A 25,050-nucleotide genomic window follows, 5' to 3' on the forward strand; every position below is an offset into this window, starting at 1 on the left:
GGGGAAACCGTTTTCCTCAGCCGTTGCGCCGGTTGAGGGGGCATCGGCCCCGCGGTGCCCGACCCGCCCCCGGCCTCCACTCCCCGCCAGGAGGCCTCACATGCACGTTCCGCCCATCCGGCGGTGGTCGTCGGTGGCCGCCGTCGCCGTCGTCGCGCTGCTGCTCGGCGCGGCCAGGATCGCCGCCGCCGACACCACCCTGTTCACCGACGACTTCGAGGACGGCAACACCAACGGCTGGTCCAAGTCCGGCGGCAGCTGGTCGGTGCTCACCGACGGCTCCCGCGTCCTGCGCCAGACCAGCGCCACCACCGGCGACGCCCGTGCCTACGCCGGCTCGGCGTGGACCGACGTCGCCGCCGAGGCCCGCCTGCGGCCCGTCGAACGGGGCGCGGACGGCCTCGTGGCGCTCGCCGTGCGCCAGCAGAGCTCCACCAACGCCTACCGGTTCGCGCTGTACGCCGACGGCCGCGCCCAGCTCGAGGCCGTGCGCAACGGCGCGGTGAGCGTGCTCGGCGCCGGCACCCACACCGTCACGACCGGCGCCTGGGCGACGGTGCGGGTCGAGGCCGTCGGTACGGCCCTGCGCGGCTACGTCGGCGGGGCGCTGGTGGCGCAGGGCACCTCGACCGCGTTCGGCAGCGGCAAGGTCGGCGTGTGGACCTATCACGCGTCGGCGTCGTTCGACGACGTGCGGGTCACCGGCGTGGCGGGTACACCACCCACCAGCGCGTCCTCCAGCGCGCCGCCGACCGGCAACCCGCCCGCCGGCATGGTCGGCTACGCGACCCTGGCCGGCGGCACCACCGGCGGCGCGGGCGGCCCGACCGTCACCGTGTCGACGTGGGCGGACCTGGTCACCGAGGTCGGCCGGCACACGCCGGAGACGGTGCAGATCAACGGGATCCTGCAGGGCTCCGGGCAGGCGAACGTGCGGGGCGACAAGACGATCGTCGGCCTCGGCGCCAACTCGGGCATCAACGGCGGCGGCCTGAAGATCTCGCACTACAACAACGTCATCATCCGCAACCTGAAGCTGTCCAACCCGGTCGGCACCGACGCCATTACCGTGCAGGACGCGGACCACGTCTGGATCGACCACAACGAGCTGTGGAGCGACCGGGCCCACGACATCGACCACTACGACGGGCTCATCGACATCACCCACGCCAGCGACTGGGTCACCGTGTCGTGGAACAAGCTGCACGACCACTGGAAGACGTCGCTGGTGAGCCACGACGACGACAACGCCGCCGAGGACATCGGGCACCTCACGGTGACCTACCACCACAACGAGTTCTACAACCTCGACGCCCGGCTGCCCAGCATCCGCTTCGGCACCGCGCACGTGTTCAACAACTACTACCACGACGACAACAACGGCGTGCACTCCCGCATGGGCGCCCAGGTCCTGGTCGAGGGCAACGTGTTCGTCAACGTCGCCACCCCCGTCAAGACCACCACGCTCAGCGTCCAGGACGGCTACGCCGTGGAGCGCGGCAACGTCTACACCGGGTGTGGGCCGAACCTCATCACCCAGGTCGGGTCGTTCACCAGCCCGCCGTATCCGTACACCTTGGAACCCGCCTCGACCGTGGCCGCCTCCGTCACCGGAAACGCCGGCACCGGCCACCTCTGACGCCTGGCAGGGCATGTACCGTGAACGCTCCCAGCCGACTGGTCCTGAGATGACGCTTGATTTCTCGCCAGCTTTGGCGCCATCATCAGTCCGGGACTGGGAGCGTTCACGGTCCCCATCCGCCACGTGAGGTGAGGACCCCCCATGCGCAGACGCACCATCCTGGCCGCCGCCGCGGCCGCTCCGGTGGCCGCCGCCGTCGCCGCTCCGACCGAGGCCTCGGCCGCCGCCAGGCCACGGCTCGCGATCCGCGGTGCCGACGTGTCGACCCTGGCCAAGAACGAGGACTTCGGCGCCGTGTACCGCCGGGCGAACGGCCGCCGCGCCGACGCGCTCACCATCCTGCGCGAGCACGACGTCAACGTCGCGCGGCTGAAGGTCTGGGTGAACCCGGCCGACGGCTACAACGACAAGGCGCACGTGCTGCGGATGGCGGCCCGGGCCAAGGCCCGCGGCATGCGGCTGCTCATCGACTTCCACTACTCCGACGCGTGGGCCGACCCCGGCAAGCAGAACAAGCCGGCCGCCTGGGCCGGGTACGCCTTCGAGGAGCTCAAGGCGGCCGTGCGCGACCACACCTACGACGTGTTGCACGCGCTGCACCGGCAGGGCACCACCGCGGACCTGGTCCAGATCGGCAACGAGATCAACGGCGGGCTGCTGTGGCCCGACGGGCGCTGGGACAACTGGCCCAACCTCGCCGCGCTGCTCACCGCCGGCGCGAGCGTCGCGAAGGCCGTGTCGAACCGCACCCGGGTCGTGCTGCACCTCGCCGAGGGCGGCAACAACGGCGGGCACCGCTGGTGGTTCGACAACGCCACCTCGCTCGGCGTGCCGTTCGACGTCATCGCGGTGTCGCACTACCTGTACTGGCACGGCACCGCGGAGAGCCTGCGGGCCAACATCGTCGACCTGTCCGCCCGCTACGGCAAGGACGTCCTGGTCGCCGAGACCGCGTACGGCTTCACCACGGCGGAGGACGACCCGACCGCCCAGATCTTCACCGCCGACCTCGCCGCCGCGGGCGGTCACCCCGCCACGCCGCAGGGCCAGGCGGACGCGGTGCGGGCCGTCGCCGACGTCGTCGCGTCGGTGCCGGGCGGGCGCGGGCTGGGCTTCGTCTACTGGGAGCCGACCTGGACCGCCGTCACCGGCGCCGGCTGGGACCCGGCCGACCCCACCTCCGGCAACGGCTGGGAGAACCAGGCGCTGTTCGACTTCGACGGCCGTGCGCTGCCGGCGTTGGGCGTGTTCCGCGCGTGTTGACCGGGGCACGGGTCATGGGAGCGAAGCGAGCATGGGGGGTGTGGGGTGGGAACCCCCCACGGAACCGCTGGCGAAGCCGACGGAGCTGGAAATGGCCGGTGCGGGTCGTGGGAGCGAAGCGAGCATGGGGGGTGTGGGGTGGGAACCCCCCACGGAACCGCCGGCGAAGCCGACGGAGCTGGAAATGGCCGGTGCGGGTCGTGGGAGCGAAGCGAGCATGGGGGGTGTGGGGTGGGAACCCCCCACGGAACCGCTGGCGAAGCCGACGGAGCTGGAAATGGCCGGTGCGGGTCGTGGGAGCGAAGCGAGCATGGGGGGTGTGGGGTGGGAACCCCCCACGGAACCGCCGGCGAAGCCGACGGAGCTAGAAATGGCCGGTGCAGGACTCGCGGTCGCCGCCGGACTTCGTGCCGTCGGGGCAGACCACGTTGACCCAGGTGGTGCCGTCCAGGTCGGCGCCGTCGAGGCGGGTGCCGCGCAGGTCGGTGTCGATCAGCGACGCGCCGGTGAGGTCCGCGTCGCGGGCGTCCGCCCCGCCCAGGTCGGACCGCCGGATCTCGGTGCGGCGCAGGTCCGCCTGGCGCAGCACGGCGCCGCGCAGCCCCACGTCGGTGAACGTGCTGCCCTGCCACACCGTGCGGCGCAGGTCGGCACGGCCGAGCTCGACCCCGGTGAGGGTGGCGTCGCGGGCGGCGGCGTCGGTGAGGTCGGCCCCGGACAGGTCGACGTTCTCCATCGACACCGACCGCAGGCGCGCCGCGTGCAGGTTGGACCCGCTCAGGTTCGCCTCCCGCACGAAACCCTCCACGGTGGAGCGCTCCAGGTCGGCGCAGCGCAGCCGCCGCTGCGACAGGTCGGAGTCCACGACGACCCGGTTGGCCATCGACACGGCGCCGGGGTCGGCGCACCGCCGCCCGTGGGTTTCGCCGGTCCGGCCGCGGACCAGCAGCAGCACGCCGAGCAGGACCGCGACGGCCAGGCACGCGGCCGCCACGCGCCGGCGCGCGCCACGCGGGAACGTCCGCCGCCGCAGCATCGCCCGGACCGCGTACGGCGTCAACGCGGGCCCGGCGCGGCTTCCGGCCGCAGCGTCAGCCGGAGGATCCGGTCGTCCTCAATGGACGGTCCCTTGTCGTTGCGGCCGTCGCGGTTCGAGGTGGTGAGCCACACGCTGCCGTCCGGCGCCTTGATCGCGGTGCGCAGCCGGCCGTACTTCGTGGCCAGGGCCTCGACGGGCCGCCCCGTCACCCCGGCCCCGGGCCGCCAGCGGACGCCCCACGTGTCCGGCTCGCCGCCCTCCGTCGGCCGGCTGCCGGCCTTCTGCTCGCGGCCGACGCCGCCGACGCCGACGAGGTAGATGCGCTGCCCGCGCAGGCAGGTGACGATGGCCGTGCCGCCGAGCACCGCCACGCCGGCGCTGACCCCGACCTCGGGATGCCAGGTCACCACCGGGTCGACGTACTGCGGCTTGCCGCCGATACCCTCCACCAGCGGCCAGCCGTAGTTCCCGCCGGGCTTGATGATGTTCAGCTCGTCCCACAAGGCCTCGCCGATCTCCGCGACGTACATGTTGCCGTCGGCGTCCCAGTCCATGCCCTCCGGGTTGCGGTGTCCGTAGGACCACACCAGCGAACCGCGGAACGGGTTGCCCGGCGGGGGTTTCCCGTCCAGCGTCATCCGCAGGATCTTCCCGCCGAGGCTGCGCAGATCCTGCGCCGCCTCGGTGTGCGACGCCTCGCCGGTGCTCGCGTACAGGTACCCGTCGGGACCGAACGCGAGCCGCCCGCCGTCGTGGATGCCGCTCTTCGGGATGCCGGTGACGATCGGCTTCGGCCGTTCGTTGAGCTTGAGCTTCGCGATCCGGTTGTCGACGTCGGTCGTGTAGTAGATGTAGACGGTCTGGTCGAGCGCGAAGCGTGGCGACGCGGCGATGCCGAGCAGGCCGCCCTCGTTGTCGGAGGTCGCCTCGCTGATCTTCGTCACGGGCGCCACGCTCAGCGTCCCGTTCGCGGCCCGCCCGGGACCGATCCGCAGGATGCGCAGGGTTCGCCGCTCGGTGACCAGCGCGCTGCCGTCGGGCAGGAACGTCATCCCCCACGGGATGTCCAGGTGCCGGGCCACCGTGCCGACCGACACCGCCGCGTCCCCTCTCGCCGACGGGTCCACGGGCCCGTGGCTGAAGTTGGTGGGGTCGGCGACCGACGGCGGCCCGGACGGCGGCGGCGTGGCGGGGGCGTCGGACGTGCAGCCGCCGAGCGTCCCCAGTACCAGCGCCAGGACGAGCGCGACGGCGCCCGCGCGGACGGGTGTACCCATGGACCGGCCCCTCCGCTCGCGCAGACGTACATCGTCTCCCTGCACGATCACGAATTCCGCCGCGGACAGCGTCACCTTGCCGGAGTGGGGTTTGCGTGCCCCGTGGGGCGGGCACCAGGGCGGGGAGTCGAGCGACGCACTTCGAGGGAGACCAGGATGAGACTGCTGACATTGGCCGCCGGGCTCGCCACCGGTTACGTGCTGGGCACCCGTGCCGGCCGCGGCAAGTACGAGCAGATCGTCGAAGGCGCCCGCCAGCTGCGAGCCAACCCCACCCTCGCGCAGGCGCAGGCGACGGCGAAGCACCTCGCCACGACGCCCGGCACGCCGGCGACGCCCGCGGCGCTCAACCGGCCGGCCGCCGCAACGCCTTGGACGACCGCCCCGTCGACCGCCACGCCGTCGACCGCCACGCCGTCGGGCGCGACCGCCACGCCGTCGACCGCCGCGCCGAAGCGCCGCACCACCGGGCAGGCGACGCCCGCGTCCCTCGCCGACCCGCTCAAGTAGCGGCCGGATCACGGACGGCCCCGGCACCGCCGGGGCCGTTTCGCGCGCCGCGGACGGCTACGATCTTCTGCGTGTCGACTTCGGCCTCAGGGTGTCTGTTCGGGCTTGCGTACGGTGACGCGCTCGGGAAACCGACCGAGTTCATGACGGTCGCCGCGATCGAGGAGCGGTACGGCCACGGCGGCCCCCGCGACCTGGAGGGCGACCCGGCGCTGGTCACCGACGACACGCAGATGACCCTCGCGGTCGGCCACGCGCTGCTGGACGCGCCCGCACCCACCCCTGCCGCGCTGGAGCCGCTGCTGCGGGCCCGGTTCGTGGAGTGGGCGCACAGCCCCGACAACGACCGGGCACCCGGCATGACGTGCCTGCGCGCCTGCGGCGGCCTCGCCCGGGACCTGCCCTGGGTCGAGGCGACCGTCGCCGGCTCCAAGGGCTGCGGTGCCAACATGCGGGTCGCGCCCGTCGGCCTCGTCCCGTCCTACGACCTGGACACCATGGCCGGGGTGGCGCAGCTGCAGGCGGCCATGACCCACGGTCACCCGACGGCCCTCGCTGCCAGCGAACTGACCGCGTACGCCGTCCGGCTGCTGCGCGACGGCGCGGACCTCGCGTCGCTGCCCGCCGCGTTGCGCGACCGGTGCCGCTCGCAGCGCACCACGTACCGCGCCGACTGGCTCGGCACGCTGTGGCAGCAGCCGGCGGTGACCTCACCGGAGGACTTCATCAGCCGCGGCTGGGACGAGTGCGTCGACGTGCTCGACCGGCTGGATCTCGCCCTGTCCCGGCCCGACGACGGCAGCGACCCGTGCGCGGCCACCGGCGCCGGCTGGATCGCCGAGGAGGCCCTCGCGACGGGCCTGCTGTGCGCCGTGCGCCACGCCGACGACCCGGTGACCGCCCTCGCCCGCGCCGCCACCACCTCCGGCGACTCCGACTCCATCGCCTGCCTGGCCGGCGCGTTCATCGGCGCCGAGCGGGGCATGACTGCGTGGCCGGCCGCCTGGCTCGACCGCATCGAGTACGCCGGCCAGCTCGCCCGCCTCGGCCAGGCCTGGGACTGACGGACCGGCCGGCTAGCGGGCCTCGAGCTCGAACAGCGAGTAGCCGTACTGCCCGGCCCGCCGCGTCCCGGTCATCCTGACGAAGCGGGCGGGTGCGGCGGCGAACCGCACGTCGCGGACCCCGCCGGCGCCCTCGGCGGTGCGGAACACGGTGCGCCAGGTGGTGCCGTCGGCGCTGACCGCGACGTCGTACTCGACGCCGTACGCCGCCTCCCACCGCAGCGTGACCTGGGTGAGCAGCCACAGCCGGCCGAGGTCGACGCCGATCCACTGCGGGTCGTTGAACGCGCTGCTCCACCGGGTCCGCGGGTCCCCGTCGACCGCGAAGCGCGGCGCGTAGGCCTCACCCTCCACGGACGAGGCCGTGGCGGGCCGGCCCAGCGCCAGGTTGGCACCGTCAGGGTTCGCGGCGGCAGGTGTACCGGATGCCGCCGCCGACGCCGTTGCCGACCGCCGTGGCGTGCCCGCCCGCGAGGGTGACCTGGCGGCGCTGGACGCCGCCGGCCCGCTGGACGCGCCCGGGGTGGACGCCGCGGGTGACGGCTCGCCGGCGTCCGGCGGCGCGGACGGCAGCGGCAACGCGGAGGGCGCGGCGGCCGGGTCGCGGCGGTCACGGCCGGCGAGGACGGCCACCGCCACCAGCGCGGCGACCACCGCCACGGCCGCCACGACGATCAGGATCACGCGCCGCCACGCCCGCCCCGCCGGGTCACCGCCCGGTCCGGTCCGGGCGCCGCCCGCCGGGGTGTCACCCGGCGCCACCAGGTTGGCGGCAGGCCCGGCCCGGGTGGCGCCCGGCCGGTGTGGCGCGGCCTGCCGGGCGGGGACGCGGTGCGCGCCGCCCGCCGCGGCCGGCGCGCCCGCCGGGTCGTGAGGGCTGGTGGGATCGTCCGCCGGCGGCGTGATGTAGGGCCGGACCAGCCGGGGCGGCTCGGCGTCCTCGTTCGCCACCGAACGCCCTCCCTCCGGCCCGTTCGTCGCAGGTCCGCCCGTTCGTCGCAGGTCCGCCCGTTCGTCGCAGGCCGACGGTTCGGAGCTTAGGTCCACGGGGCCGCCGCCGCTGAGGAAAGCGGCGCAAGGGCGTCAGCCGGTGGCGGCGGGCCGCCTGGTGCGGCTGGGCAGGTCGACCAGCGCCGCCGGGAGGCTGCGCTCCAGCGCCAGGCAGAACCAGGTGACCATGACGGTGAGCAGGACCGGCTCGGCGACCGCCAGCAGCAGCTGCATCGGCGGGTCCGCGCGGTCCATCGGCCCGATCAGCACCGCGTGGCAGATCGCGAGGACCGGCATGTGCAGCACGTAGATCGGCAGGGTCCGCCGGCCGATGTCGCCCAGCACCCGCGCCACCGTCGCCGACCGCGCCGCGAGCGCCGCCGCCGTCACGCCGAAGGCGACCGCGACCACGCTGACCAGCGGGCCGGTGCCGGGCAGCAGGCGCAGCACGACCAGGCCGAGCGCGTAGCCGCCGCCGAGCAGCGCCAGCCGGCGCCAGCTCGCCGCATGGGCCAGACCCTCCACGGCCGGGCGCAGGCGCACCCCGGCGAGGAAGAACACCAGGTTCTGGTACAGCCCGCCACGGTTGCCCGGGGTGTCGAGGAGGCCGGCGGCGACGACGACGGACAGCGCCAGCGCGACCCCGAGGACCAGGGTCGCCGGCAGCCGGCGCGCCGCCTTCGCCACGGTGAAGTAGACCGCGAGCGCCAGCAGGTACCACAGGTTCGACGGGGTGATCGTCAGCTGCTCCAGCAGCTGCAGCGGCCCGGCGGCCCGCGCGGTGTCGAAGTCCGGCACCAGCGCCAGCACGAGCGTGTGGATCAGCAGCCAGACCGCGTACAGGTAGCCGAACTTCGCCACCTTCGAACGCCCGATGACCCGCCACGACCGGCCGACCGCGCCGACGGCGAACATGCCGGAGATGGCGAAGAACAGCGGCATCCGCAGCGGCAGGAGCTGCTCGCCGAGCAGGCCCCACGCCCCGGGCAACGGCACCGGCAGGTGCCAGTCGACCTGCAGGAAGTTCTTGGTGATGACGTGCCACAGCACGACCAGCATGATGCAGGCGCCCTTGGCCACGTCCGCCCACGGCTCACGGGCTTGCGGCGGCCGCTCCGGTGCGGTGGTCGTGGTGGTCGGGCTCAGCTGCAGTGTGTCGCTCATCTCGGTGTCCCCTCGCGTCAGTCCATCGACCTCCATCGGCCGGCTTCTTACGCGGGAGCACGCACGACCAGGGGCATTGGGTTGAGGACTGTCGAAAGAGCGACGCTTTCCGGGGCGTCAGGGCGCGGGGACGAGCAGCTCCCGGGTGACGGCGGCGACGTCCGGGACGCCGACGAGGGCCATCGTCAGGTCCAGCTCCGCGACGGTGTTCTCGGCGACCTGCCGTACCCCGTCGGCGCCGGCGATCGCGAGCCCGTAGATGTGCGGCCGGCCGAGCAGGCAGGCGTCCGCGCCCAGCGCGAGCGCGACGAACACGTCAGCCCCCGAACGGATGCCGCTGTCGAAGAGGACCGTCGGGTCCGGGCCGACGGCGTCGCGGACGGCGACGAGGGCGTCCAGCGCGGCGACGGCGTGGTCGACCTGCCGCCCGCCGTGGTTGGACACGATGATCCCGTCGACGCCGGCGTCGAGCGCGGTCCTGGCGTCGTCGGGGTGCAGGATGCCCTTGAGCAGGATCGGCAGCGTCGTGCGCCGCCGCAGCGTCTCCAGGTGTGCCCAGCTCAGGCCGGGGTTGGAGTAGATGTCCAGGAACGTCTCGACCGCCGCCCTGGGCTCGGCGGAGCGCAGGTTGGCGCCGGTGCCGCCGGGGTGTTCGCGGGCCATCGACAGCAGGGCCCGCAGCGCGGCGAGCGTGACCCGTGGCCGCTGGGCGGGCCGCCCCGCCGCGGCGGCGACGCGGTCCCGCACGATCTCGCCGAAGCGCGGGTCGGAGGTGTACTGCGCGATGCCCAGACCCCGCGCGAACGGCAGCGACCCCAGGTTGAGGTCCTGCGGCCGCCAGCCGAGCAGGGTGGTGTCGAGCGTGACGACCAGCGCCCGGGCGCCACAGTCCTCGGCGCGCCGGATCATCGAGTCGACCAGCGGCTCGTCGGTCGACCAGTACAGCTGATACCAGAACGGCGTGTCACCCATGGCGGCCGCGGTGCGCTCCATCGGGCTGCTGCCCTGGCTGGAGAAGATGTACGGCACGCCGGCCGCCGCCGCGCCCCGCGCGATGTGCACGTCGCTGCCGCGGGTGACGAGCGCGCCGGCGCCGACCGGCGCGAGGAGCAGCGGCGCGCGCAGCGGGGTGCCGAGCACGGTCGTGGACAGGTCCCGGCTGGTGACGCCGTGCAGCATCCGCGGCACGATCCGCCACCGCTCGAACGCCGCCCGGTTGTGCCGCATGGTCGCGCCGCCGCCGGCCCCGCCGGCCACGTACGCCCAGGCCTTCCGCGACATGGCCTTCCTGGCGCGCCGCTCGAGCTCGGCCGCGTCGGTGGGCACGACGGGCGCTCGGCCGAGCACCCCGGCGCGGTAGATGGCGTTCTGCCTCATCCGCCCGGGTCCGGGGGCGGGACGGGGTGCCTCGGTGCTCGTCATGGTTGCCCATCATGGCCAACGATCGGCCCGCAGAAAAGCGGGCGCCGCGGGGGTCGCGGGCGGCCGGACGGGGTAGCAGGCGGGCGTGGCGGCCATCTCGGCGGGCGCGCGGCCGGTGACGGCGTGGTCCCCGCTGCGGGTACGGGCGTTCCGGATGCTCTGGATCGGCACGGCGGCGGCGAACCTCGGGGCCTGGATGCAGATCGTCGGCGCGCAATGGATGCTCGTCGCCGACATGGGCGGCGAGGCGCTCGTCGCGCTGGTCCACACGGCCACGACCCTGCCGGTGCTGCTGCTGGCGATGCCCGCCGGCGCGCTCGCCGACATCGTCAACCGCACCCGGCTGCTGGTCGGTGCGCAGGTGTTCATCGCCGCGGTCGCGGTCCTCATGACGGTGCTCGGCGCGATCGGTGAGCTGGAGCCGGGGCTGCTGCTGATGTCGACGTTCGCGCTCGGCACCGGTGCGGCCCTGTCCGCCCCGGCGATCGGCGCGCTCATCCCCGACCTGGTCCCGCGCACCGAGCTGGTCGAGGCGTCGGCGCTCGGCGCGATCAGCGTCAACGTCGCCCGCGCCGTCGGCCCGGCGCTCGCCGGGCTGATCATCGCGGCGACCGGCGCCACCACCGTGTTCGCGTTGAACGCCGCCGCCGCGCTGGCGTTCACGGCGCTGCTGGTGTTCGGCCGGATCGGCCCCAAGGGGGTCGCCGAGAACCGGGAGCACTTCGCCGAGGCGCTGTCCGCGGGCGGCCGCTACGTGCGGCACACCGCTGTGGTGGGCCGGATCCTGCTGCGGGCGGTGCTGTTCGTGGTGCCGGCCACCGCGATCTGGGCGCTGCTGCCGCTGTTCGCCGGGCGGGACCTGCGGCTCGGCGCCGACGGGTACGGGCTGCTCCTCGGCGCCCTGGGCGTCGGCGCGATCCTCGGCGCGGTGCTGCTGCCCCGGCTGCCGGCCGGCCCTTCGACGAACGGGACGGTCGCCGTGGCGAGCCTCGCCTACGCCGGCACCCTCGTGGCGATGGCCGCGCTGCGCCGGCCGGTGCCGCTGACCCTGTGCATGGTGCCCGCGGGCGTCGCGTGGGTGGCGATCCTCGCCAACGTCAACGCCCAGATCCAGCTGTTCCTGCCGGCCTGGGTCAGGGCCCGCGGCCTGGCGGTCTACCAGGTCGCCGTGGTCGGCGGGCAGGCCGTCGCCGCCGGCTGCTGGGGCCTGGTCGGGCACCGCTTCGGGCTGCGGGCCGCGTTCCTGGCCGCGGCCTGCCTGCTCGTCGCGGGGGCGCTCACGGCGGCCCGCTGGCCGCTGCCGGACACCAGGGGTGTCAACCAGAACCCGGCGGTGTACTGGCCGGAGCCGCACCTGCTCATGGAGCCGGCACCGGCGGGCGGTCCGGTGCTCGTGACCGTCACGTACACCGTGCGCCCGGACGTGCAGGACGCGTTCGTCGCCGCGATGGCCCCGGTCGGGCAGGCCCGCCGGCGCACGGGCGCCAGACGCTACCGGCTCTTCCGCGAGGGCGAGGCGTCGGACCGCTTCGTGGAGGCGTTCCTGGTGCCGTCCTGGGAGGAGCACCTGCGGCAGCACTACGGCCGGCAGACGCTCGACGAGCAGGCACAGGAACGGGCGGCGGTCGCGCTCGCCGAAGGGCCACCGGTGATCCGGCACATGCTGCCGCTGGCGGTGCAGTAGCGTCGGGCCGTGACGAAGCACCGGCCCGCCGCCCGGGTCATCTGCCTGGACGCCGCCGACCGCCTGCTGTTGCTGCACTGGCGGGATCCGTTCGACGGCCGGGGGCTCTGGGAGCCGCCCGGCGGCGGCATCGAGCCCGGCGAGACGCCCCTGGCGGCGGCGCGGCGGGAGCTGGCCGAGGAGACCGGGCTGGACCCGGCCGCGGTGCAGGACCGTTCGGTGCCGGTCGAGCGGGACGTGTGGTGGAACGGCACCCACTACATCGGGGCCGAGCACTTCTTCGTCGCGCGGTTCGGCGGTGACCGGCCGCCGCTGGTGCGCACCGGGCTGATGCCCGACGAGCAGGTCAACCTGGACAACCACGCCTGGGTCGGCTGGGCCGAGCTGGCGGCGCTGCCGGACCGCCTGGAGCCGCCGCACCTGCTGGACGTGCTGGCCGAGCTGGTCCCGGACGGCCCGTGGCGGGCCGCGGCCGCCGAGGGTGACCTTCCCGGGGTGTGACCGGCCCGCAACCGGCCCGCAACGGCCGGCTCCCATCATGGACGGATGCTGTCTGTCGCCACCGCCGTGGTCACCGCGCCCGTCCTGTGGTTCGTCGGCTCCCTCGCCGGGGTTGCTCTGACGACGTTGCTGCAGGAGGTGCGGGTCGAGCGCCAGGTGCGCCGGATCCGGCGGGAGTCGCCGAGCGGCGCGGGATCACCATGGCGGTCCCCGTCTCAGGGTCCGGCATGACCTGGCACGCCAACCCGAACACGGCCTCGACGATCGGCGCCGTCACCACCTGGTCCGGCGGCCCGGCCGCGACGACGCTCCCGGCGCGCATCGCGATGAGGTGCGTCGCGTAGCGGGCCGCCAGGTTCAGGTCGTGCAGGACCGCGACCAGCGTGCGGCCCCGGTCCCGGTGCAGCCGGGCGCACAGCTCCAGGACCTCGATCTGGTGGCTGATGTCGAGGTACGTGGTGGGCTCGTCGAGCAGCAGCAGCGGCGTGTCCTGTGCGAGGGCGGTCGCGATCCAGACCCGTTGCCGCTGCCCGCCGGAGAGCTCGTCGACGGTCGCGGCGGCGAGGCCGGCGACGCCGGTGGCCAGCATCGCGTCGTGCACCGCGCGGGCGTCGGCGCCCGTCCACCGGCCCAGCGCGCCGTGGTGCGGGTAGCGGCCGTGGGCGACGAGGTCGGCGACCGTGATCCCGGCCGGTGCGACCGCCGACTGTGACAGCAGCCCGAGGGTGCGGGCGACCTCGCGGGTGGGCCGGGTGCTGATGTCGCGCCCGTCGAGCAGTACCCCACCGGCGCGGGGACGCAGGGTCCGTGCGAGGGCCCGCAGCAGCGTGGACTTCCCGCACGCGTTCGGTCCCACGACGACGGTGAACGAGTGGTCGGGAATCAGCACGGTGAGGTCTTCCGCGACGGTCCGCCCGTCGTACCCGAGGGTGAGCCCCTCACCGCTGAGCCGTTCCTGGCTGCGTGGGCTGACGCCCTGCGGTTCCGTGGGACACCCCCCATGCGACGCTGCGCGCCGCACCCGTGCCTTACGCACGCTTCCTCCCGCGGGCGAGGAGCCAGATGAGGTACCCGCCGCCGAGCAGCCCCGTGACGACCCCGACGGGCACCTGGTGGCCGGGGACGGCGCGCTGCCCGGCGAGGTCGGCGGCGGTCAGCAGGGCGGCGCCGAGGCACAGCGACGGCACCAGGTTCGGCCCCGGCGCGCCGGTGAGCCGCCGGGCCAGCTGTGGCGCGGTCAGGGCGACGAACGCGACCGGCCCGGCGGCCGCCGCGGCGGCGGCGCTGAGCAGCACCGCGCCGGCCAGCGCGCCGAGGCGGACCGCGGCGACCCGCACGCCGAGCGCGTGGGCGGGGTCGTCGCCGAGCTCCAGGGTCCGCAGCGGCCGGGCGCAGGCGACGACGGCGGGACCGCACACCGCGACGGCCACGACGGCGGCGTTGCCCCAGCCGCGCCCGTCGAGGCTGCCGGTCAGCCACAGCACGGCCCGGGCGGCGTCGATGATCTGCGCGCGGGTCAGCAGGTAGCTGTTGACGCCGGTGAGGATCCCGGCGACGCCGATGCCCACGAGGATCAGGCTCCGGTATCCGCCGTCGCGCCAGGCGAGCAGGTGGATCGCGGCGCCGGTGGCCAGGCCGCCGGCGACCGCCCCGCCGGCGACGGTGGCGGCGCCCCCGCCGGCGACCACGACGGCGACGAGCGCGCCGGTCGCGGAGCCCTGGGTGAAGCCGAGCACGTCGGGACTGCCGAGCGGGTTGCGCACCAGCGACTGGAACACGGCACCGGACAGCGCGAGCGCGGCACCGGCGAACAGGCCCGTGACCACCCGCGGGAGGCGGATCTCGTTGACGATGAACGCGTCCGCGGGGGAGCCGGCACCGGCGAGGGTGCGCACCACCGCCGCGAAGCTCATCGGGTAGTCGCCGCTGCCGACGGCGTACACCGCGACGACGACCGCCACGAGCGCGAACCCGGCACCTGTCCAGCGCGCCCTCACGCCGTCCTCCGGCGGCGGAGCACGGCGAGGAAGAAGCCGCCGCCGACGACCGCGGTGACGACGCCGACCTGCAGCTCGCCGGGGCGGGCGACGACCCGGCCGAGGACGTCGGCGCCGAGCAGCAGGGCCGGCGCGAGCACCGCGCAGAACGCCAGCAGCCGTTCGGTCGGTCAGGACGTCGGCCCCGCCAGGCGCGGCACCATCAGTCCGAGGAAGACGATCGGGCCGCACGCCGCGGTCGCCGCGCCGCACAGCAGCACGACCGCCACGGCGGCCGCCGCTCTGATCCGCGCCGGGTCGGTGCCGAGGGCCCGGGCCGCGTCGTCGCCGAGCGCCATCACGTTCAGGGTGCGTGCGAGGCCGGCGGTGAGCAGTACACCCGCGGCGACGAACGGCAGGATCAGCATGGCGGTGCCGGGCCGCGCGGCTGCCAGGGAGCCCGCGGTCCAGAACCGCATGCGGTCCAGCGAGGTGGTGTCCAGCAGCTGCACCGCCGTGACGTAGGCGTAGAGCACCGCGGTGACGGCGGTGCCGGACAGCGCCAGCCCGGCCGGGGTCGCCGACGCGCCGCCGCCGACCGCCCAGACGGCCACGGTGACGAGGGCGGCACCGGCGAAGGCGAACCAGATGTAGCCGGCCAGGTCCGTCACGCCGAGGAAGGCGATGGCCGACACGACCGCCGCCGCGGCGCCGGCGTTGACGCCGAGCAGGCCCGGGTCCGCCAGGGGGTTGCGGGTCAGCGCCTGCATCAGCGCGCCGGCGAGGCCGAGGGCGACGCCGGCGAGCAGCCCCAGGGCGCTGCGGGGCAGCCGCAGCTGCCGCACCACCGCGCCGGCGTCGCCGGTGCCGATGAGGCCCTGCCACACGTCCAGCGGCGCCAGGGACCGGGCCCCGATCGCCAGGCTCGCGACGAGGGTCAGGGCGAGCAGGCCCACGGCGGCGACCAGCCAGCGTCCTCTGTGGACACCTTGCACGAGCGGGCTCCCGGATGACTTGACACGACAAAGTTAGGTGAGGCTAACCTTAGCCGCGATCAAGAACAAGTTCAGCGACGGAAGGCGAACCCCATGCCCCTCAACCGACGGCGTCTCCTCGCCGGTGCCGGCACCCTCGGCCTCGGCGCGCTGCTCACCGCCTGCGGCGACGCCGCACCCGCCGCGCCGGGCGGCGGCGGGTGGGAGTTCACGGACGACCGCGGCGCGAAGGCCACCGCCGCTTCCCGGCCGTCGCGTGTCGTGGCCTACGTCGGCTCCGCCGCCGCCCTGCGCGACTTCGGCGTCGACGCCCAGGTGGTCGGCACCTTCGGCCCGTCGAAGAGCGCCGACGGCGGCAAGGACCCCCTCGCCGGCGACCTGGACGTGCAACGGCTCACGTCGCTGGGCAACGCGTGGGGCGAGTTCAACATCGAGAAGTACGCGGCGCTCAGACCCGACCTGCTCGTCACCAACATGTACGAGCCGGGCGCGCTCTGGTACGTCCCCGACGACAGCAAGGACAAGATCCTCGCGCTGGCCCCGAGCGTCGGGCTCACCGTGTCCGGCGGCGTCACCCTGCTGCAGGTCATCGAGCGGTACGCGGCCCTGGCGGCGTCGCTCGGCGCGGACCCTTCGGCCAAGGCGGTCACGGACGCCGAGGCGCGCTTCACCGCCGCCGGTGAGGCCGTCAAGGCCGCGGTCAAGGCCAACGGCGGGCTCAAGGTCCTCGCCGCCTCCGCCAGCCCCGACCTGCTGTACGTGTCGACCCCCGCGGCGTACGCGGACCTCAGCTACTACAAGGAGCTCGGCGTCGAGGTCATCACCCCGGCGAACGTCACCGGCGGCTTCTTCGAGAACCTCAGCTGGGAGAACGCGGACCGCTACAAGGCCGACGTGATCCTGCTCGACAGCCGCACCTCCGCGCTGCAGCCCAAGGACCTCGTCGCCAAGCCCACCTGGGCGGCGCTGCCGGCGGTCAAGGCCGGCCAGCTCGTGCCGTGGCTCAGCGAGCCCCGCTTCAGCCACGCCGGCTGCGCAGCGCCCCTCGAGGCCCTCGCCAAGGCCCTCACCGCGGCCGGGAAGGTCGCCTCGTGACGTTCGAGTTCTTCGACGTGACCGTGCTGCGCCGCGAGCTGCTGTCACCGTCGGCGGTGCGCATCGTGTTCGGCGGGTCTTCGCTGGCGGCGTTCGCCGGCGGCGGCCGGGACCAGCGCTTCAAGCTGTTCCTGCCGCAGCCGCACCAGGGCGCGGCCGTGGTGCCCAGGGGCGAGGACTGGTATCCGCGGTGGCGCGCCGCGGACCCGGCGACACGGGCGGTGATGCGGACCTACACGGTGCGCGAGCAGCGCGACGGCGAGTTCGACGTCGACTTCGCCGTGCACGACACCGTCTCGGCCGGCCCCGCGTCGAGCTGGGCCCGGCACGCCCGCCCCGGCGACCGGGCCGTCGTGCTCGGCCCGACCCTCGCGGACAACGGCGGCGTGGACTTCCGCCCGCTGCCGGACACCGACTGGGTCCTGCTCACCGGCGACGAGACCGCCGTGCCGGCCCTCGCCGGGATCCTCTCCTGGGTCGGCACGTCCATGCCGGTCCGGGCGTGGATCGAGGTCCACGACGCCGCCGATGTACGGGACCTGCCCCGCGCCGCCGGTGTCGAGCTGACGTGGCTGGTCGGCGGCGGGGTCCTCGACGCGGTCCGCGCCGCCGACCTGCCCGGCGGCACGCCCTACGCGTGGGTCGCGGGGGAGTCCGCCGTGGTCCGCTCCGTGCGCCGGCACCTGGTCGCCGAGCGCGGCGTCGAGCGGCACCGGGTGATGTTCACCGGCTACTGGCGGCGCGGCGCCACCGAGGACGACCTGCTGGCGGAGTCCCCGTAGGTTTCAGAAGCTCGGCAGCGCCTTGAACCGCTCGTCCAGGCGGATGCTGGGCAGCAGGCGGCGCAGCTTCGCCCGGATCAGCGTCAGCGGGTGCTGCGGGAACTGGGCGTCGTACTGCTCGTGGTCCGCCCAGTGGTACGGCAGCCCACCGGTGGCGTCCGGCGCGAACGGCGACGGCGTGTAGAACCGGTCCGGACCGAGCTGCGCCATGATGAACGCCTCCCGCATGCCGGTCGGGCCGGTCTCGGGCGCCTGCAGCTTCAGCACGGTGCTGCAGGTCGCCCGCGGCACCGTGCAGGAGCCGATGAATACCTGCCCGTGCCCCTGCGGGTGACGGACCTTGAGCAGCTGCCGCAGCGCCGGCACGCCGTCGACCGGCTCGACGGCCGCGTCGATGAGCCCCGCCCCGGCCCCGGCGGTGTGCCTGGCCGTGCCCGCCAGCAGCGCGGCCGGTTCGGCCAGCGGCGCCGGAAGGTCCGGCCGCAGGTTGAAGAAGTGCACTGACATGACCGTGCCCTGCTCGTCACGCCACGCGAACCGGTCGATCTGCTGGAACCCGGTCAGGTCAAGATGCGTAAAGGCACTCATGTCCGGGCATTCTCGTTTCCGTTCAGCCGATCGGGCGAACAGGTGTGTTGCGAAATGCAAACGATCTAGTGAAACTTTCTGGGTTTGTTTGGTGGATTTTCGCCCGATTTATGGCTCATTCGACCAGGGGAACTGCGTCACCGGCGAGGTTTACCTGCGGCACTCGGCTGTCTCTATGAGGTTACTGGCAGTACGGTGGTCCTCGGTGAGGTCTTCACTGTCGGCAAAGATGGCTGACAGGACTCACTGTGTTCAGGAGGAACGCGTGGCTAGCGGTACCGTGAAGTGGTTCAACTCCGAAAAAGGCTTCGGCTTCATCCAGCAGGACGACGGCGGCGCGGACGTCTTCGTGCACTACTCGGCCATCGCGAGCAGCGGCTACCGCGAGCTCGCCGAGGGCCAGAAGGTCGAGTACGACGTCACCCAGGGCCAGAAGGGCCCGCAGGCCGACAACGTTCGCGGCGTCTGACAAACACCTGCTTCGGAAGCCGTGCACATGCCGGTGACCGCAGCGCGCGTGCCGTCGACTCGTAGCAGCTGAGGACGGCCCCGCTGGTTGGACAGATCGGGCTCGTGCAAGGACCGCGTAAAACGGCCCTTGCACGAGCCCGTCGCCATGTCCGCCACCTCTCACTCCCGCAGCAGCGGGAAGACGACCGGAGGATCGCGGGGGAGCTCAACCGACCCGCCTGACCGCATCCGAGCGGGCAGGCAACGAGCCAGGATGCAGGACTGCGGCGAGCGCCTCGACGCCGTCGACGAGCCGCGGGCCGGGCCGCACCACGATGCCGTCCGCGTCGATCGCCCACACCTCGGCGCCAGGGAAGCGCGGCGCGACCAGACGGGCCTGCTCCACGGCACCGTCGAGGTGGAATCCGCACGGCGACACCACGACCACGTCAGGCCCCACGAGGGTCAGCTCGGGCCACGTCGTGGCGAGGGAGCGGGCGCCAGGATGCGCGGCCACCGGCTCGCCGCCGGCCGCCGTCACCAGGTCCGGCACCCAGTGGCCCGCGGTGAACGGCGGGTCGACCCACTCGACCACCAGCACCTTGCGCCTCGGCCGCCCGGCGACCGCGGTCGCCACCAGGTCCAGCCGCGCCCGCAGGCCGGCGACCAGCCGCCGTGCCCGCTCCGGCACGCCGGCCGACTCGCCGACCTGGAGGATCGTGCCGAGCACGTCGTCGAGCGAGTGCGGGTCGAGGGACAGCACGTCGGCCCGGCAGCCGAGGTGCGCCAGGGCGTCCTCGACGTGGCCGGACGGCAGGGCGCACACGCGGCACAGGTCCTGCGTCAGGATCAGGTGCGGGTCGAGGGCGGCGAGCGCACCGGCGTGCAGCGTGTACAGGTCGGCGCCCGCGGCGAACTGGGACCGCACGTAGGCGTCGATCTCGCCCGGGGTCATGCCGCGGGTGTCCCGGCCGCCGACGACCACGGTCTTGTCCGTCCGCGCCGCCGGGGGCTCGTCGCACTCGAAGGTCACGCCGACCAGGTCGTCGCCGAGGCCGAGCGCGTAGACGATCTCGGTGGCGGACGGCAGCAACGACACCAGACGCATGGCCCAACCCTAAGCGGTCCACCAGGACCATCCGGTGACGTCGATGGCGATGAGGCGGCCCCGCAGGCTGAACCGGGGGTAGCGGGCCTCCAGCAGCCGCACGGCCGCGCGACCCTCGGGGGCGGCCGGATCGACGTCGCGGGCGGTGCCGTCGGCGCGGACCCACCACAGCGTGGACCAGTCATCCTCGTAGTGGTCGACGAGGATGCTGGCGCGGGGGTTGGCGTCGAGATTGGCGAGCCTGCGCAGGGCCGTGTGGCGCTTGGGTTTCGCGTCGACGCCGTGGTAGATCGTGGTGCCTGCGTGCAGGGCGAACACGATCGGGACGAGATGTGGCAGGCCGTCCGGGGTCGCGGTGGCCAGGCGGGCCACCGGCGACGCCGCGAACCGGGCACGGGCCTCGGCCTCGGTCACCCGCCCTCACCGGCGAAGTCGGCGATTGCCGCCTCCCAGCGCTCCAGCGCCCGCTCCACCGGCCCTTGGGCCGCGGAGGGCAGCCAGCGGCTCGCACGCTGTACCCCGGCGTCGTGGAGACGTTGCAGCACGGCGGGGTCGGCGGGGGCGCTGATCACCTGCACGTCGACGGGGCGTTCGGCGCGGGCGCGCAGCTCCGCGATGCGACCGAAGATGCTCTCGTCGTAGTTCGGGAACCACGCGGTGCCGAACGACAGGACCCGGTCCAGGACGCCGGGGCCGGTGCCGCCGACGAGGATCGGGGGGTGCGGGCGCTGGACCGGCTTCGGGTATGACCAGATGCGGTCGAACGACACGTGTTCGCCATGGTACGTGGCCTCGTCGTCCCGCCAGATCGCCTGCATCGCCTCGATGCGCTCCCGCATGACCCGCATGCGGATCCGGGGATCGGTGCCGTGGTTGCGCATCTCCTCGCGGTTCCACCCGGCGCCGACGCCGAACTCGAACCGGCCGCCGGACAGGTGGTCGACGGACGCGACCTCCTTGGCGGTGATGATCGGGTCGCGTTCGATGACGAGGCAGATGCCGCTGCCGACCCGCAGCCGGCTCGTCGCCGCGGCGGCCGCGGTCAGCGCGACGAACAGGTCGTACGTGTGCCAGTACCGGCGCGGCAGTTCGTTGCTGCCGTCGCCGTACGGAGTGTCGCGGCTGGCAGGGATGTGCGTGTGCTCGGCGAAGAACAGCGCGCTCTGCCCGCGCTCCTCGACCAGTCGGGCGAGCGGCCCGGGACCCATCGCGTCGTGGGTGGGGAAGTATCCGACTCCGAAATCCATACCCCCTGCCTACACCGTTCAGGGGTGGCGGCTGCCCTTGACGCGGGAAGTGAGGCGGCGCAACTTCTCCTGGTTGGCCGGCTTCGCGAGCTCGCGGCGGCCCTGCTCGACGACCCGCCGCCCGGCCGGGCTGCTGAGGAACCGCATGACCTTCTGCATGAGCGTTGGCATGCCTTCTCCCGTACCCCGTGCGGGTGGTGCCGAACCCGCTGGAGCTCACCCGGTCACACTTCACCATCGCGCCCCCCGGTATTCATCCTGTGCGGCCGGACCGGTGCGATAGCCTCGTCGTGGATGTGGGCCCGCCCGGCCGTCACCGCATCCGATTCCGGCCCGGAGCCCCGGGCATTTCTCTCCCCCCGGCAAGGTTCGCGGACCTGGCGCTGCGCGCAGACCAGGCTGTGGCTCGCGCACGCGCGAGGGAGAGGGCAGCGGTGACGCAACTCGGGCTGGGCCGGGCTGGACCGGTCGTGCCTTCGCAACGCCCGCAGGCGCCGGCACGCTCGCGCAGGCAGCGGTCCAAGCCGAGGCACAGCAAGCCACCGGCGACGCTCGGGCGGCTGTACGCCGGACGCGACAACGGCATCGGCGCGATCCGGCTCGGGCTGGCGGTCGTCGTGGTGCTGACGCACGGCACGTCGCTCGGCTTCGGCTGGGAGGACCTGGGCGAGTCGCTGTTCCGCGGCCAGACCAACACCGGCACCCTCGCCGTGTTCGCCTTCTTCGTGCTGTCCGGGCTGCTGATCACCCGCAGCGCGGCGCGCACGTCGCTGGTCCGGTTCGCGTGGCACAGGATGCTGCGGATCCTGCCCGGGCTGTGGGTGTGCCTGCTGGTGACCGCGTTCGCCGTCGCGCCGCTCGTCGCGTGGCGCGAGTGGGGGAACCTGCACGGGTTCTGGTCCGGGCCGAAGGGGCCGCTGCAGTACGTGACCGGCAACTGGTTCACCGGGGTCCGCCAGTACGGCATCCACGACCTCCTCGGTGCCTCCACCCCGTGGGGGCGCGAGACCGGCGGCAGCGTGTTCGACGGGGCGCTGTGGTCGCTGGTGTACGAGATGCTCTGCTACTGCCTCGCCGGCGCGCTCGCGGTGACCGCGGTGCTGCGCCGCCGCAAGTGGCTGGTCGTGGGTCTCGCCGCCGCGCTGTACGGCGTCGTCGTCGCCGACCAGATCCAGGGCCGGCCGCTGCTGGGGCCGCCGACCCCGCACTACGGCTCCGTGCACCTGCCGCTGCTGGGCGAGGTCTCGTTCCATTGGCTCATGTACCTGGGGCTGCTGTTCCTCGGCGGTGCGGTGCTGGAGCTGTACCGGGACCGGGTCGTCATCCACGACGGCGCCGGGTTCGCCTGCGTCGCGGCCCTGGTCGGGTCGCTGCTGTTCGGCGGGTTCTTCCTGGTCGGCTTCCCGGCGCTGGTGTACGCGCTGGCGTGGGCGGCCGTGCGGATGCCGCCGCTGCTGCGGCGGATCGGCCGGCGCAACGACTACTCCTACGGCGTCTACATCTACGGGTTCATCGGCCAGCAGGTGTTTGCGAGCCTCGGCTGGAGCCGGTGGGGCTACGTGCCCTTCATCGCCATGTCCCTGGCTGCCGCGTTCGCCGCCGCCGCGCTGTCCTGGCACCTGGTCGAGCGGCGCGCCCTGGCGTTGAAGGACTGGACGCCGCGCCGCTGGCGCCCGGTCCCGGCCTCGCCGAAGGCTCTGGCGAGCGTGCCGGCCCAGGTCCCTCGCCCGGCGGACGAATCTACCCTGGTGGCAGGCCGAAGAAGCTGACCAGCCCGGCGGTGCGCAGGGTCCGCAGCAGCGCCTCCGACGGGCTCTCCAGCACCAGCCGCGACCCGGCCCGCTCGGCCTGCTTGTGCGCGGAGACCAGGGCGCCGATGCCGCTGGAGTCCACGAACGTCACCAGCCGCAGGTCGAGGTAGAGCACGCCCGGAGGGGGCTGCAGCGCCCGCTCCACGCACAGCCGGAACCGGTCCGCGGCACCGTAGTCCAGGTCGCCGCGGGCGACGATGACGGTGCCGCCACCGATGCGTCCTTGCACATGCAGGTTCAGATCCACCGAAACCGTCCTGACGTCCGATCGGTGGAACACTATCGGCCCTGCTCATCGGCGGTTCCTTGTCATCAGGCAAGCGCCCGGCGGGGTGCCGGGCGCTCGTCGCGTGATCAGCGGGCGAACTGCGTCTCGACGCTCGCGTCGACCGCGTCGCCGATGCCGTAGACCCAGGCCAGGCCGACGGGGTCGCCGAGCTGGGCGCGCAGCCACAGCGCGGTCCACCTGGCGATGTTCTCCACGCCGGCGGCCTGGCTCAGGGTCTGCGGGGACAGGTCGGGCCTGGCGCCGGCCGGGTTCTGCGCGTCGGTGATGCCGTAGTGGTTGGCGCCGGTGACGCTGACGTACAGCTTCGGCACGCCCTGCAGGACGGCGTAGGTGCCCAGGCCGTTGGCGGGGCTGCCGACGCCGTCGGCGGCGCCCTGGATGAGCGCGACCGGGATGGTGTTGGCGACCGGCGGGATGACCGGCGAGCCGGGGACGGCGTTGTTCGTGCCGTAGAACGCGGCGGCCTTGAGCTGCGCCGGCGCCGGGATCGGTACGTCGGTGAACGGCGGCGTGGACAGCCCCGTCGACAGGCCCAGCCCGGCCGCGCCGCCGAACGAGTGCCCGGTCAGCAGCAGCGTGCCGGCGTCGATCCTGCCCTTGAGCGGCGAGCCGGTGCGGGCGTTCTCCGCGGCGGCCCAGCCGGCCGTCCACGTCGCCTCGGCGCCGTCGGCGTACAGGCCGGGGACGCCGAAGATGACGCGGGTGTGGTCGGAGACGACGACCACGAAGCCGTAGGAGGCGACCTTGCGGGCGAAGCCGGCGTAGTTGGCCCGGCCGACGTTGGCGCCCTGCAGCAGCAGGACGACCGGCCACGGCTGGTGCGCCGACGGGGTGTTGGGGTGGTACACGTCGGCCGGGTCACCGTTGACCGTGGTGCCGTACGTGCCGACGGAGGAGTAGGCGGCGTCGGCCTTCGCAGGGCTGAGAAGGGCGCCGGCGACGACCGCGCCGCCGGTGGCGACCAGCACGCCGCGGCGGCTGAAACGTTGAGCCATTCGGACCTCTGTTTCCCATAGTGGAACGCAGTTTCCCTTGGCGACAGCGTACGGGAACACCTGGGTCCGCCGTCAATGCCGTGTCTGCATCGATGGCGGACCCGGGTCCCGCGCTCGGCTACGCGCCGCTGAGGGTCTGCGTCACGCCGCCGGACAGCAGCGACGCGTAGTACGCGCCGCCGGGGTAGTACGTCGCGGTGGTGGTGCCGGCGACCGCGTCGTTCGCCCATGCCACCGCGAAGGTCTGCAGGGCCGTGACGTTGCCGGGCTGCGAGGCGCCGTTGAGCACCGTGCACAGCCCGTCGGTGCTGGCACCCTCGGCGTCACAGTGCGAGCCGGTCGTGAGGCGTACCCCGAGGAACGCCCGGTGCACGTCGTTGGTCAGCTCGACCGTCCCGCTGGCGTTGCTGTTCGCCAGGTACGGCGGCGACGAGATCGCGTAGATCGGCGTGCTGGTCAGGTTGAGGCCGTTGAGGCCGGTGGCCATGTTGGCGCCGATGAACGACTTCACCGGGTCGAGCAGCTGGATGAGCCGCACCCGGGCGAACTGGCCCGGATACGTGGTGCGCAGCCGGTTCGCCACGTACGCGGCGACCTCGCCGCCGGCCGAGTGGCCAGCGATGACGTACGAGGTGGGCAGGGCGCTCGCCGGGCGGCCGGCCTTGCTCAGCGCGTTGGCGTAGCTGCGGGCGAGTGCGCCGGTCGAGCTGTTCGCCTGGCCGAGCCAGGTCGCGACGTTGTTCAGGAACGGGGCGTTGTTGCCGAGGTTGCTGACCGTGCAGCCGAAGATGTCGGCGGACGGCAGCGTCGGGGCGAACACCACGAACCCGGCCGCGGCGTAGTGCTCGGCGAGGTCGGCGAGGTTGCCGTTGGAGCGGGAGAAGCCGTGCTGCAGGTAGACCAGGCCCTTGGCGGTGCCGGCCGGCAGGAACCAGTCCGCCGACGGGTGGTAGGTCAGCCCGGCGCACGGGACGTCGACGGTGTTGCTGACCTGGGTCCATCCGGCGGCCTGGGCCGTGCCGGGCAGGCTCAGGGCGGCGGCGATGAGGAGGGCGGACAGAGCGGCGAACCGTTTGGAGAACATCGAGCGCTTACCTCCTGACGTGTATCGCTGGACGAAACGCTGTTTCCTGAGGACACATTTACCTCCGCTTGTTG

25 protein-coding genes and 1 pseudogene are annotated in these 25,050 nt (G+C 73.8%); 10 read left to right on the plus strand and 16 right to left on the minus strand.

The window, feature by feature from the left end; translation table 11 throughout:
- The first annotated feature begins 100 nt into the window (after window positions 1–100).
- Both OHA72_RS30285 and OHA72_RS30290 read left to right on the plus strand, forming a co-directional pair.
- Window positions 101–1,639 carry a pectate lyase family protein gene (locus OHA72_RS30285; protein WP_327011187.1) on the plus strand — a complete coding sequence of 513 codons (1,539 nt, stop codon included), beginning with the start codon at window positions 101–103 and terminating at the stop codon, window positions 1,637–1,639.
- Between the two features lie 144 nt (window positions 1,640–1,783).
- Window positions 1,784–2,905, plus strand: coding sequence for a glycoside hydrolase family 53 protein (locus OHA72_RS30290; protein ID WP_327011188.1), 1,122 nt, complete (start codon window positions 1,784–1,786; stop codon window positions 2,903–2,905).
- A gap of 364 nt (window positions 2,906–3,269) precedes the next feature.
- On the opposite strand, the gene OHA72_RS30295 is transcribed toward OHA72_RS30290, so the two are convergent.
- Window positions 3,270–3,941, minus strand: coding sequence for a pentapeptide repeat-containing protein (locus OHA72_RS30295; RefSeq protein ID WP_327011189.1), 672 nt, complete (start codon window positions 3,939–3,941; stop codon window positions 3,270–3,272).
- Window positions 3,942–3,961: 20 nt separating this feature from the next.
- Entirely contained in the window at window positions 3,962–5,221 is a 1,260-nt protein-coding gene (locus OHA72_RS30300; RefSeq protein WP_327011190.1) for a PQQ-dependent sugar dehydrogenase, read from the minus strand.
- A gap of 156 nt (window positions 5,222–5,377) precedes the next feature.
- Between OHA72_RS30300 and OHA72_RS30305 the strand changes: the two genes are divergently transcribed.
- Both OHA72_RS30305 and OHA72_RS30310 read left to right on the plus strand, forming a co-directional pair.
- The gene (locus OHA72_RS30305; protein WP_327011191.1) at window positions 5,378–5,731 is read left to right on the plus strand and encodes a hypothetical protein; all 354 of its coding nucleotides are present in this window, start codon (window positions 5,378–5,380) and stop codon (window positions 5,729–5,731) included.
- Window positions 5,732–5,874: 143 nt separating this feature from the next.
- Window positions 5,875–6,795, plus strand: a complete 921-nt coding sequence (locus OHA72_RS30310) for an ADP-ribosylglycohydrolase family protein (protein WP_327011701.1) — start codon at window positions 5,875–5,877, stop codon at window positions 6,793–6,795.
- A 12-nt stretch (window positions 6,796–6,807) separates the two neighbouring features.
- Here OHA72_RS30310 and OHA72_RS30315 read toward each other — a convergent pair whose 3' ends face one another.
- From OHA72_RS30315 to OHA72_RS30325, 3 genes are all read right to left on the minus strand, one after another.
- On the minus strand, window positions 6,808–7,746 hold the full coding sequence (locus tag OHA72_RS30315; RefSeq protein WP_327011192.1) for a discoidin domain-containing protein: 939 nt from the start codon (window positions 7,744–7,746) through the stop codon (window positions 6,808–6,810).
- Window positions 7,747–7,878: 132 nt separating this feature from the next.
- Window positions 7,879–8,949 (minus strand): acyltransferase family protein, encoded by a 1,071-nt coding sequence (locus OHA72_RS30320; RefSeq protein WP_327011193.1) that lies wholly within the window; start codon window positions 8,947–8,949, stop codon window positions 7,879–7,881.
- 117 nt (window positions 8,950–9,066) lie between these two features.
- The gene (locus OHA72_RS30325) at window positions 9,067–10,371 is read right to left on the minus strand and encodes an alpha-hydroxy-acid oxidizing protein (protein ID WP_327011194.1); all 1,305 of its coding nucleotides are present in this window, start codon (window positions 10,369–10,371) and stop codon (window positions 9,067–9,069) included.
- 85 nt (window positions 10,372–10,456) lie between these two features.
- Between OHA72_RS30325 and OHA72_RS30330 the strand changes: the two genes are divergently transcribed.
- Entirely contained in the window at window positions 10,457–12,055 is a 1,599-nt protein-coding gene (locus OHA72_RS30330; protein WP_327011195.1) for an MFS transporter, read from the plus strand.
- Window positions 12,056–12,064: 9 nt separating this feature from the next.
- Window positions 12,065–12,556: an NUDIX domain-containing protein gene (locus tag OHA72_RS30335; RefSeq protein ID WP_327011196.1), complete on the plus strand. Its 492-nt coding sequence runs from the start codon at window positions 12,065–12,067 to the stop codon at window positions 12,554–12,556.
- Between the two features lie 70 nt (window positions 12,557–12,626).
- On the opposite strand, the gene OHA72_RS30340 is transcribed toward OHA72_RS30335, so the two are convergent.
- The 3 genes and pseudogenes from OHA72_RS30340 to OHA72_RS30350 all read right to left on the minus strand — a co-directional run bounded on the left by OHA72_RS30340 (window position 12,627) and on the right by OHA72_RS30350 (window position 15,527).
- Complete coding sequence (locus tag OHA72_RS30340; protein WP_327011702.1) at window positions 12,627–13,445, minus strand: ABC transporter ATP-binding protein; 819 nt, start codon at window positions 13,443–13,445, stop codon at window positions 12,627–12,629.
- Between the two features lie 139 nt (window positions 13,446–13,584).
- Window positions 13,585–14,553, minus strand: coding sequence for a FecCD family ABC transporter permease (locus OHA72_RS30345; protein ID WP_327011197.1), 969 nt, complete (start codon window positions 14,551–14,553; stop codon window positions 13,585–13,587).
- Window positions 14,550–15,527: pseudogene (locus OHA72_RS30350) on the minus strand (FecCD family ABC transporter permease). The gene OHA72_RS30345 and the pseudogene OHA72_RS30350 overlap by 4 nt, the downstream one beginning before the upstream one ends.
- Before the next feature lie 93 nt (window positions 15,528–15,620).
- On the opposite strand from OHA72_RS30350, the gene OHA72_RS30355 reads away from it, so the two are divergent.
- Window positions 15,621–16,622 carry an ABC transporter substrate-binding protein gene (locus tag OHA72_RS30355; RefSeq protein WP_327011198.1) on the plus strand — a complete coding sequence of 334 codons (1,002 nt, stop codon included), beginning with the start codon at window positions 15,621–15,623 and terminating at the stop codon, window positions 16,620–16,622.
- The gene (locus OHA72_RS30360) at window positions 16,619–17,404 is read left to right on the plus strand and encodes a siderophore-interacting protein (RefSeq protein WP_327011199.1); all 786 of its coding nucleotides are present in this window, start codon (window positions 16,619–16,621) and stop codon (window positions 17,402–17,404) included. The genes OHA72_RS30355 and OHA72_RS30360 overlap by 4 nt, the downstream gene beginning before the upstream one ends.
- 3 nt (window positions 17,405–17,407) lie before the next feature.
- On the opposite strand, the gene OHA72_RS30365 is transcribed toward OHA72_RS30360, so the two are convergent.
- Window positions 17,408–17,992 carry a hypothetical protein gene (locus OHA72_RS30365; protein WP_327011200.1) on the minus strand — a complete coding sequence of 195 codons (585 nt, stop codon included), beginning with the start codon at window positions 17,990–17,992 and terminating at the stop codon, window positions 17,408–17,410.
- A gap of 265 nt (window positions 17,993–18,257) precedes the next feature.
- On the opposite strand from OHA72_RS30365, the gene OHA72_RS30370 reads away from it, so the two are divergent.
- Window positions 18,258–18,461, plus strand: coding sequence for a cold-shock protein (locus OHA72_RS30370; RefSeq protein WP_203851697.1), 204 nt, complete (start codon window positions 18,258–18,260; stop codon window positions 18,459–18,461).
- Between the two features lie 207 nt (window positions 18,462–18,668).
- Here the strand turns inward: OHA72_RS30370 and OHA72_RS30375 are convergent, their stop codons facing one another.
- From OHA72_RS30375 to OHA72_RS30390, 4 genes are read right to left on the minus strand one after another with little or no spacing between them, the layout of a single operon-like run.
- The gene (locus OHA72_RS30375) at window positions 18,669–19,550 is read right to left on the minus strand and encodes an ABC transporter substrate-binding protein (protein WP_327011201.1); all 882 of its coding nucleotides are present in this window, start codon (window positions 19,548–19,550) and stop codon (window positions 18,669–18,671) included.
- A gap of 9 nt (window positions 19,551–19,559) precedes the next feature.
- Complete coding sequence (locus OHA72_RS30380) at window positions 19,560–19,964, minus strand: TIGR03668 family PPOX class F420-dependent oxidoreductase (protein WP_327011202.1); 405 nt, start codon at window positions 19,962–19,964, stop codon at window positions 19,560–19,562.
- The gene (locus OHA72_RS30385) at window positions 19,961–20,797 is read right to left on the minus strand and encodes an LLM class F420-dependent oxidoreductase (protein WP_327011203.1); all 837 of its coding nucleotides are present in this window, start codon (window positions 20,795–20,797) and stop codon (window positions 19,961–19,963) included. The genes OHA72_RS30380 and OHA72_RS30385 overlap by 4 nt, the downstream gene beginning before the upstream one ends.
- 18 nt (window positions 20,798–20,815) lie before the next feature.
- Entirely contained in the window at window positions 20,816–20,968 is a 153-nt protein-coding gene (locus tag OHA72_RS30390; RefSeq protein ID WP_327011204.1) for a hypothetical protein, read from the minus strand.
- Between the two features lie 263 nt (window positions 20,969–21,231).
- On the opposite strand from OHA72_RS30390, the gene OHA72_RS30395 reads away from it, so the two are divergent.
- A complete protein-coding gene (locus OHA72_RS30395) occupies window positions 21,232–22,566 on the plus strand; it encodes an acyltransferase family protein (RefSeq protein ID WP_327011205.1) in 1,335 nt (444 codons plus the stop codon).
- On the opposite strand, the gene OHA72_RS30400 is transcribed toward OHA72_RS30395, so the two are convergent.
- The 3 genes from OHA72_RS30400 to OHA72_RS30410 form a co-directional block, all read right to left on the minus strand.
- Window positions 22,538–22,855: an STAS domain-containing protein gene (locus OHA72_RS30400; RefSeq protein ID WP_327011206.1), complete on the minus strand. Its 318-nt coding sequence runs from the start codon at window positions 22,853–22,855 to the stop codon at window positions 22,538–22,540. The two genes, OHA72_RS30395 and OHA72_RS30400, sit on opposite strands and share 29 nt — an antisense overlap.
- A gap of 107 nt (window positions 22,856–22,962) precedes the next feature.
- On the minus strand, window positions 22,963–23,892 hold the full coding sequence (locus OHA72_RS30405; protein ID WP_327011207.1) for an alpha/beta hydrolase family protein: 930 nt from the start codon (window positions 23,890–23,892) through the stop codon (window positions 22,963–22,965).
- A 118-nt stretch (window positions 23,893–24,010) separates the two neighbouring features.
- The gene (locus tag OHA72_RS30410) at window positions 24,011–24,976 is read right to left on the minus strand and encodes an alpha/beta hydrolase (RefSeq protein ID WP_327011208.1); all 966 of its coding nucleotides are present in this window, start codon (window positions 24,974–24,976) and stop codon (window positions 24,011–24,013) included.
- Window positions 24,977–25,050: the final 74 nt, after the last annotated feature.

The sequence above is a fragment of the Dactylosporangium sp. NBC_01737 genome (genome assembly GCF_035963215.1).
In the GTDB taxonomy this organism is placed as follows: Bacteria; Actinomycetota; Actinomycetes; order Mycobacteriales; family Micromonosporaceae; genus Dactylosporangium.

Excerpts from the sequence above, each read along its gene's own strand:
- OHA72_RS30375 (WP_327011201.1), bottom strand. The coding sequence starts at position 19,550 with ATGCGTCTGGTGTCGTTGCTGCCGTCCGCCACCGAGATCGTCTACGCG.
- OHA72_RS30390 (WP_327011204.1), bottom strand. The coding sequence starts at position 20,968 with ATGCCAACGCTCATGCAGAAGGTCATGCGGTTCCTCAGCAGCCCGGCC.
- OHA72_RS30325 (WP_327011194.1), bottom strand. The coding sequence starts at position 10,371 with ATGACGAGCACCGAGGCACCCCGTCCCGCCCCCGGACCCGGGCGGATG.
- OHA72_RS30320 (WP_327011193.1), bottom strand. The coding sequence starts at position 8,949 with ATGAGCGACACACTGCAGCTGAGCCCGACCACCACGACCACCGCACCG.
- OHA72_RS30310 (WP_327011701.1), top strand. The coding sequence starts at position 5,875 with ATGACGGTCGCCGCGATCGAGGAGCGGTACGGCCACGGCGGCCCCCGC.
- OHA72_RS30300 (WP_327011190.1), bottom strand. The coding sequence starts at position 5,221 with ATGGGTACACCCGTCCGCGCGGGCGCCGTCGCGCTCGTCCTGGCGCTG.
- OHA72_RS30365 (WP_327011200.1), bottom strand. The coding sequence starts at position 17,992 with ATGAGTGCCTTTACGCATCTTGACCTGACCGGGTTCCAGCAGATCGAC.
- OHA72_RS30410 (WP_327011208.1), bottom strand. The coding sequence starts at position 24,976 with ATGTTCTCCAAACGGTTCGCCGCTCTGTCCGCCCTCCTCATCGCCGCC.
- OHA72_RS30405 (WP_327011207.1), bottom strand. The coding sequence starts at position 23,892 with ATGGCTCAACGTTTCAGCCGCCGCGGCGTGCTGGTCGCCACCGGCGGC.
- OHA72_RS30355 (WP_327011198.1), top strand. The coding sequence starts at position 15,621 with ATGCCCCTCAACCGACGGCGTCTCCTCGCCGGTGCCGGCACCCTCGGC.
- OHA72_RS30285 (WP_327011187.1), top strand. The coding sequence starts at position 101 with ATGCACGTTCCGCCCATCCGGCGGTGGTCGTCGGTGGCCGCCGTCGCC.
- OHA72_RS30385 (WP_327011203.1), bottom strand. The coding sequence starts at position 20,797 with ATGGATTTCGGAGTCGGATACTTCCCCACCCACGACGCGATGGGTCCC.
- OHA72_RS30290 (WP_327011188.1), top strand. The coding sequence starts at position 1,784 with ATGCGCAGACGCACCATCCTGGCCGCCGCCGCGGCCGCTCCGGTGGCC.
- OHA72_RS30305 (WP_327011191.1), top strand. The coding sequence starts at position 5,378 with ATGAGACTGCTGACATTGGCCGCCGGGCTCGCCACCGGTTACGTGCTG.
- OHA72_RS30295 (WP_327011189.1), bottom strand. The coding sequence starts at position 3,941 with ATGCTGCGGCGGCGGACGTTCCCGCGTGGCGCGCGCCGGCGCGTGGCG.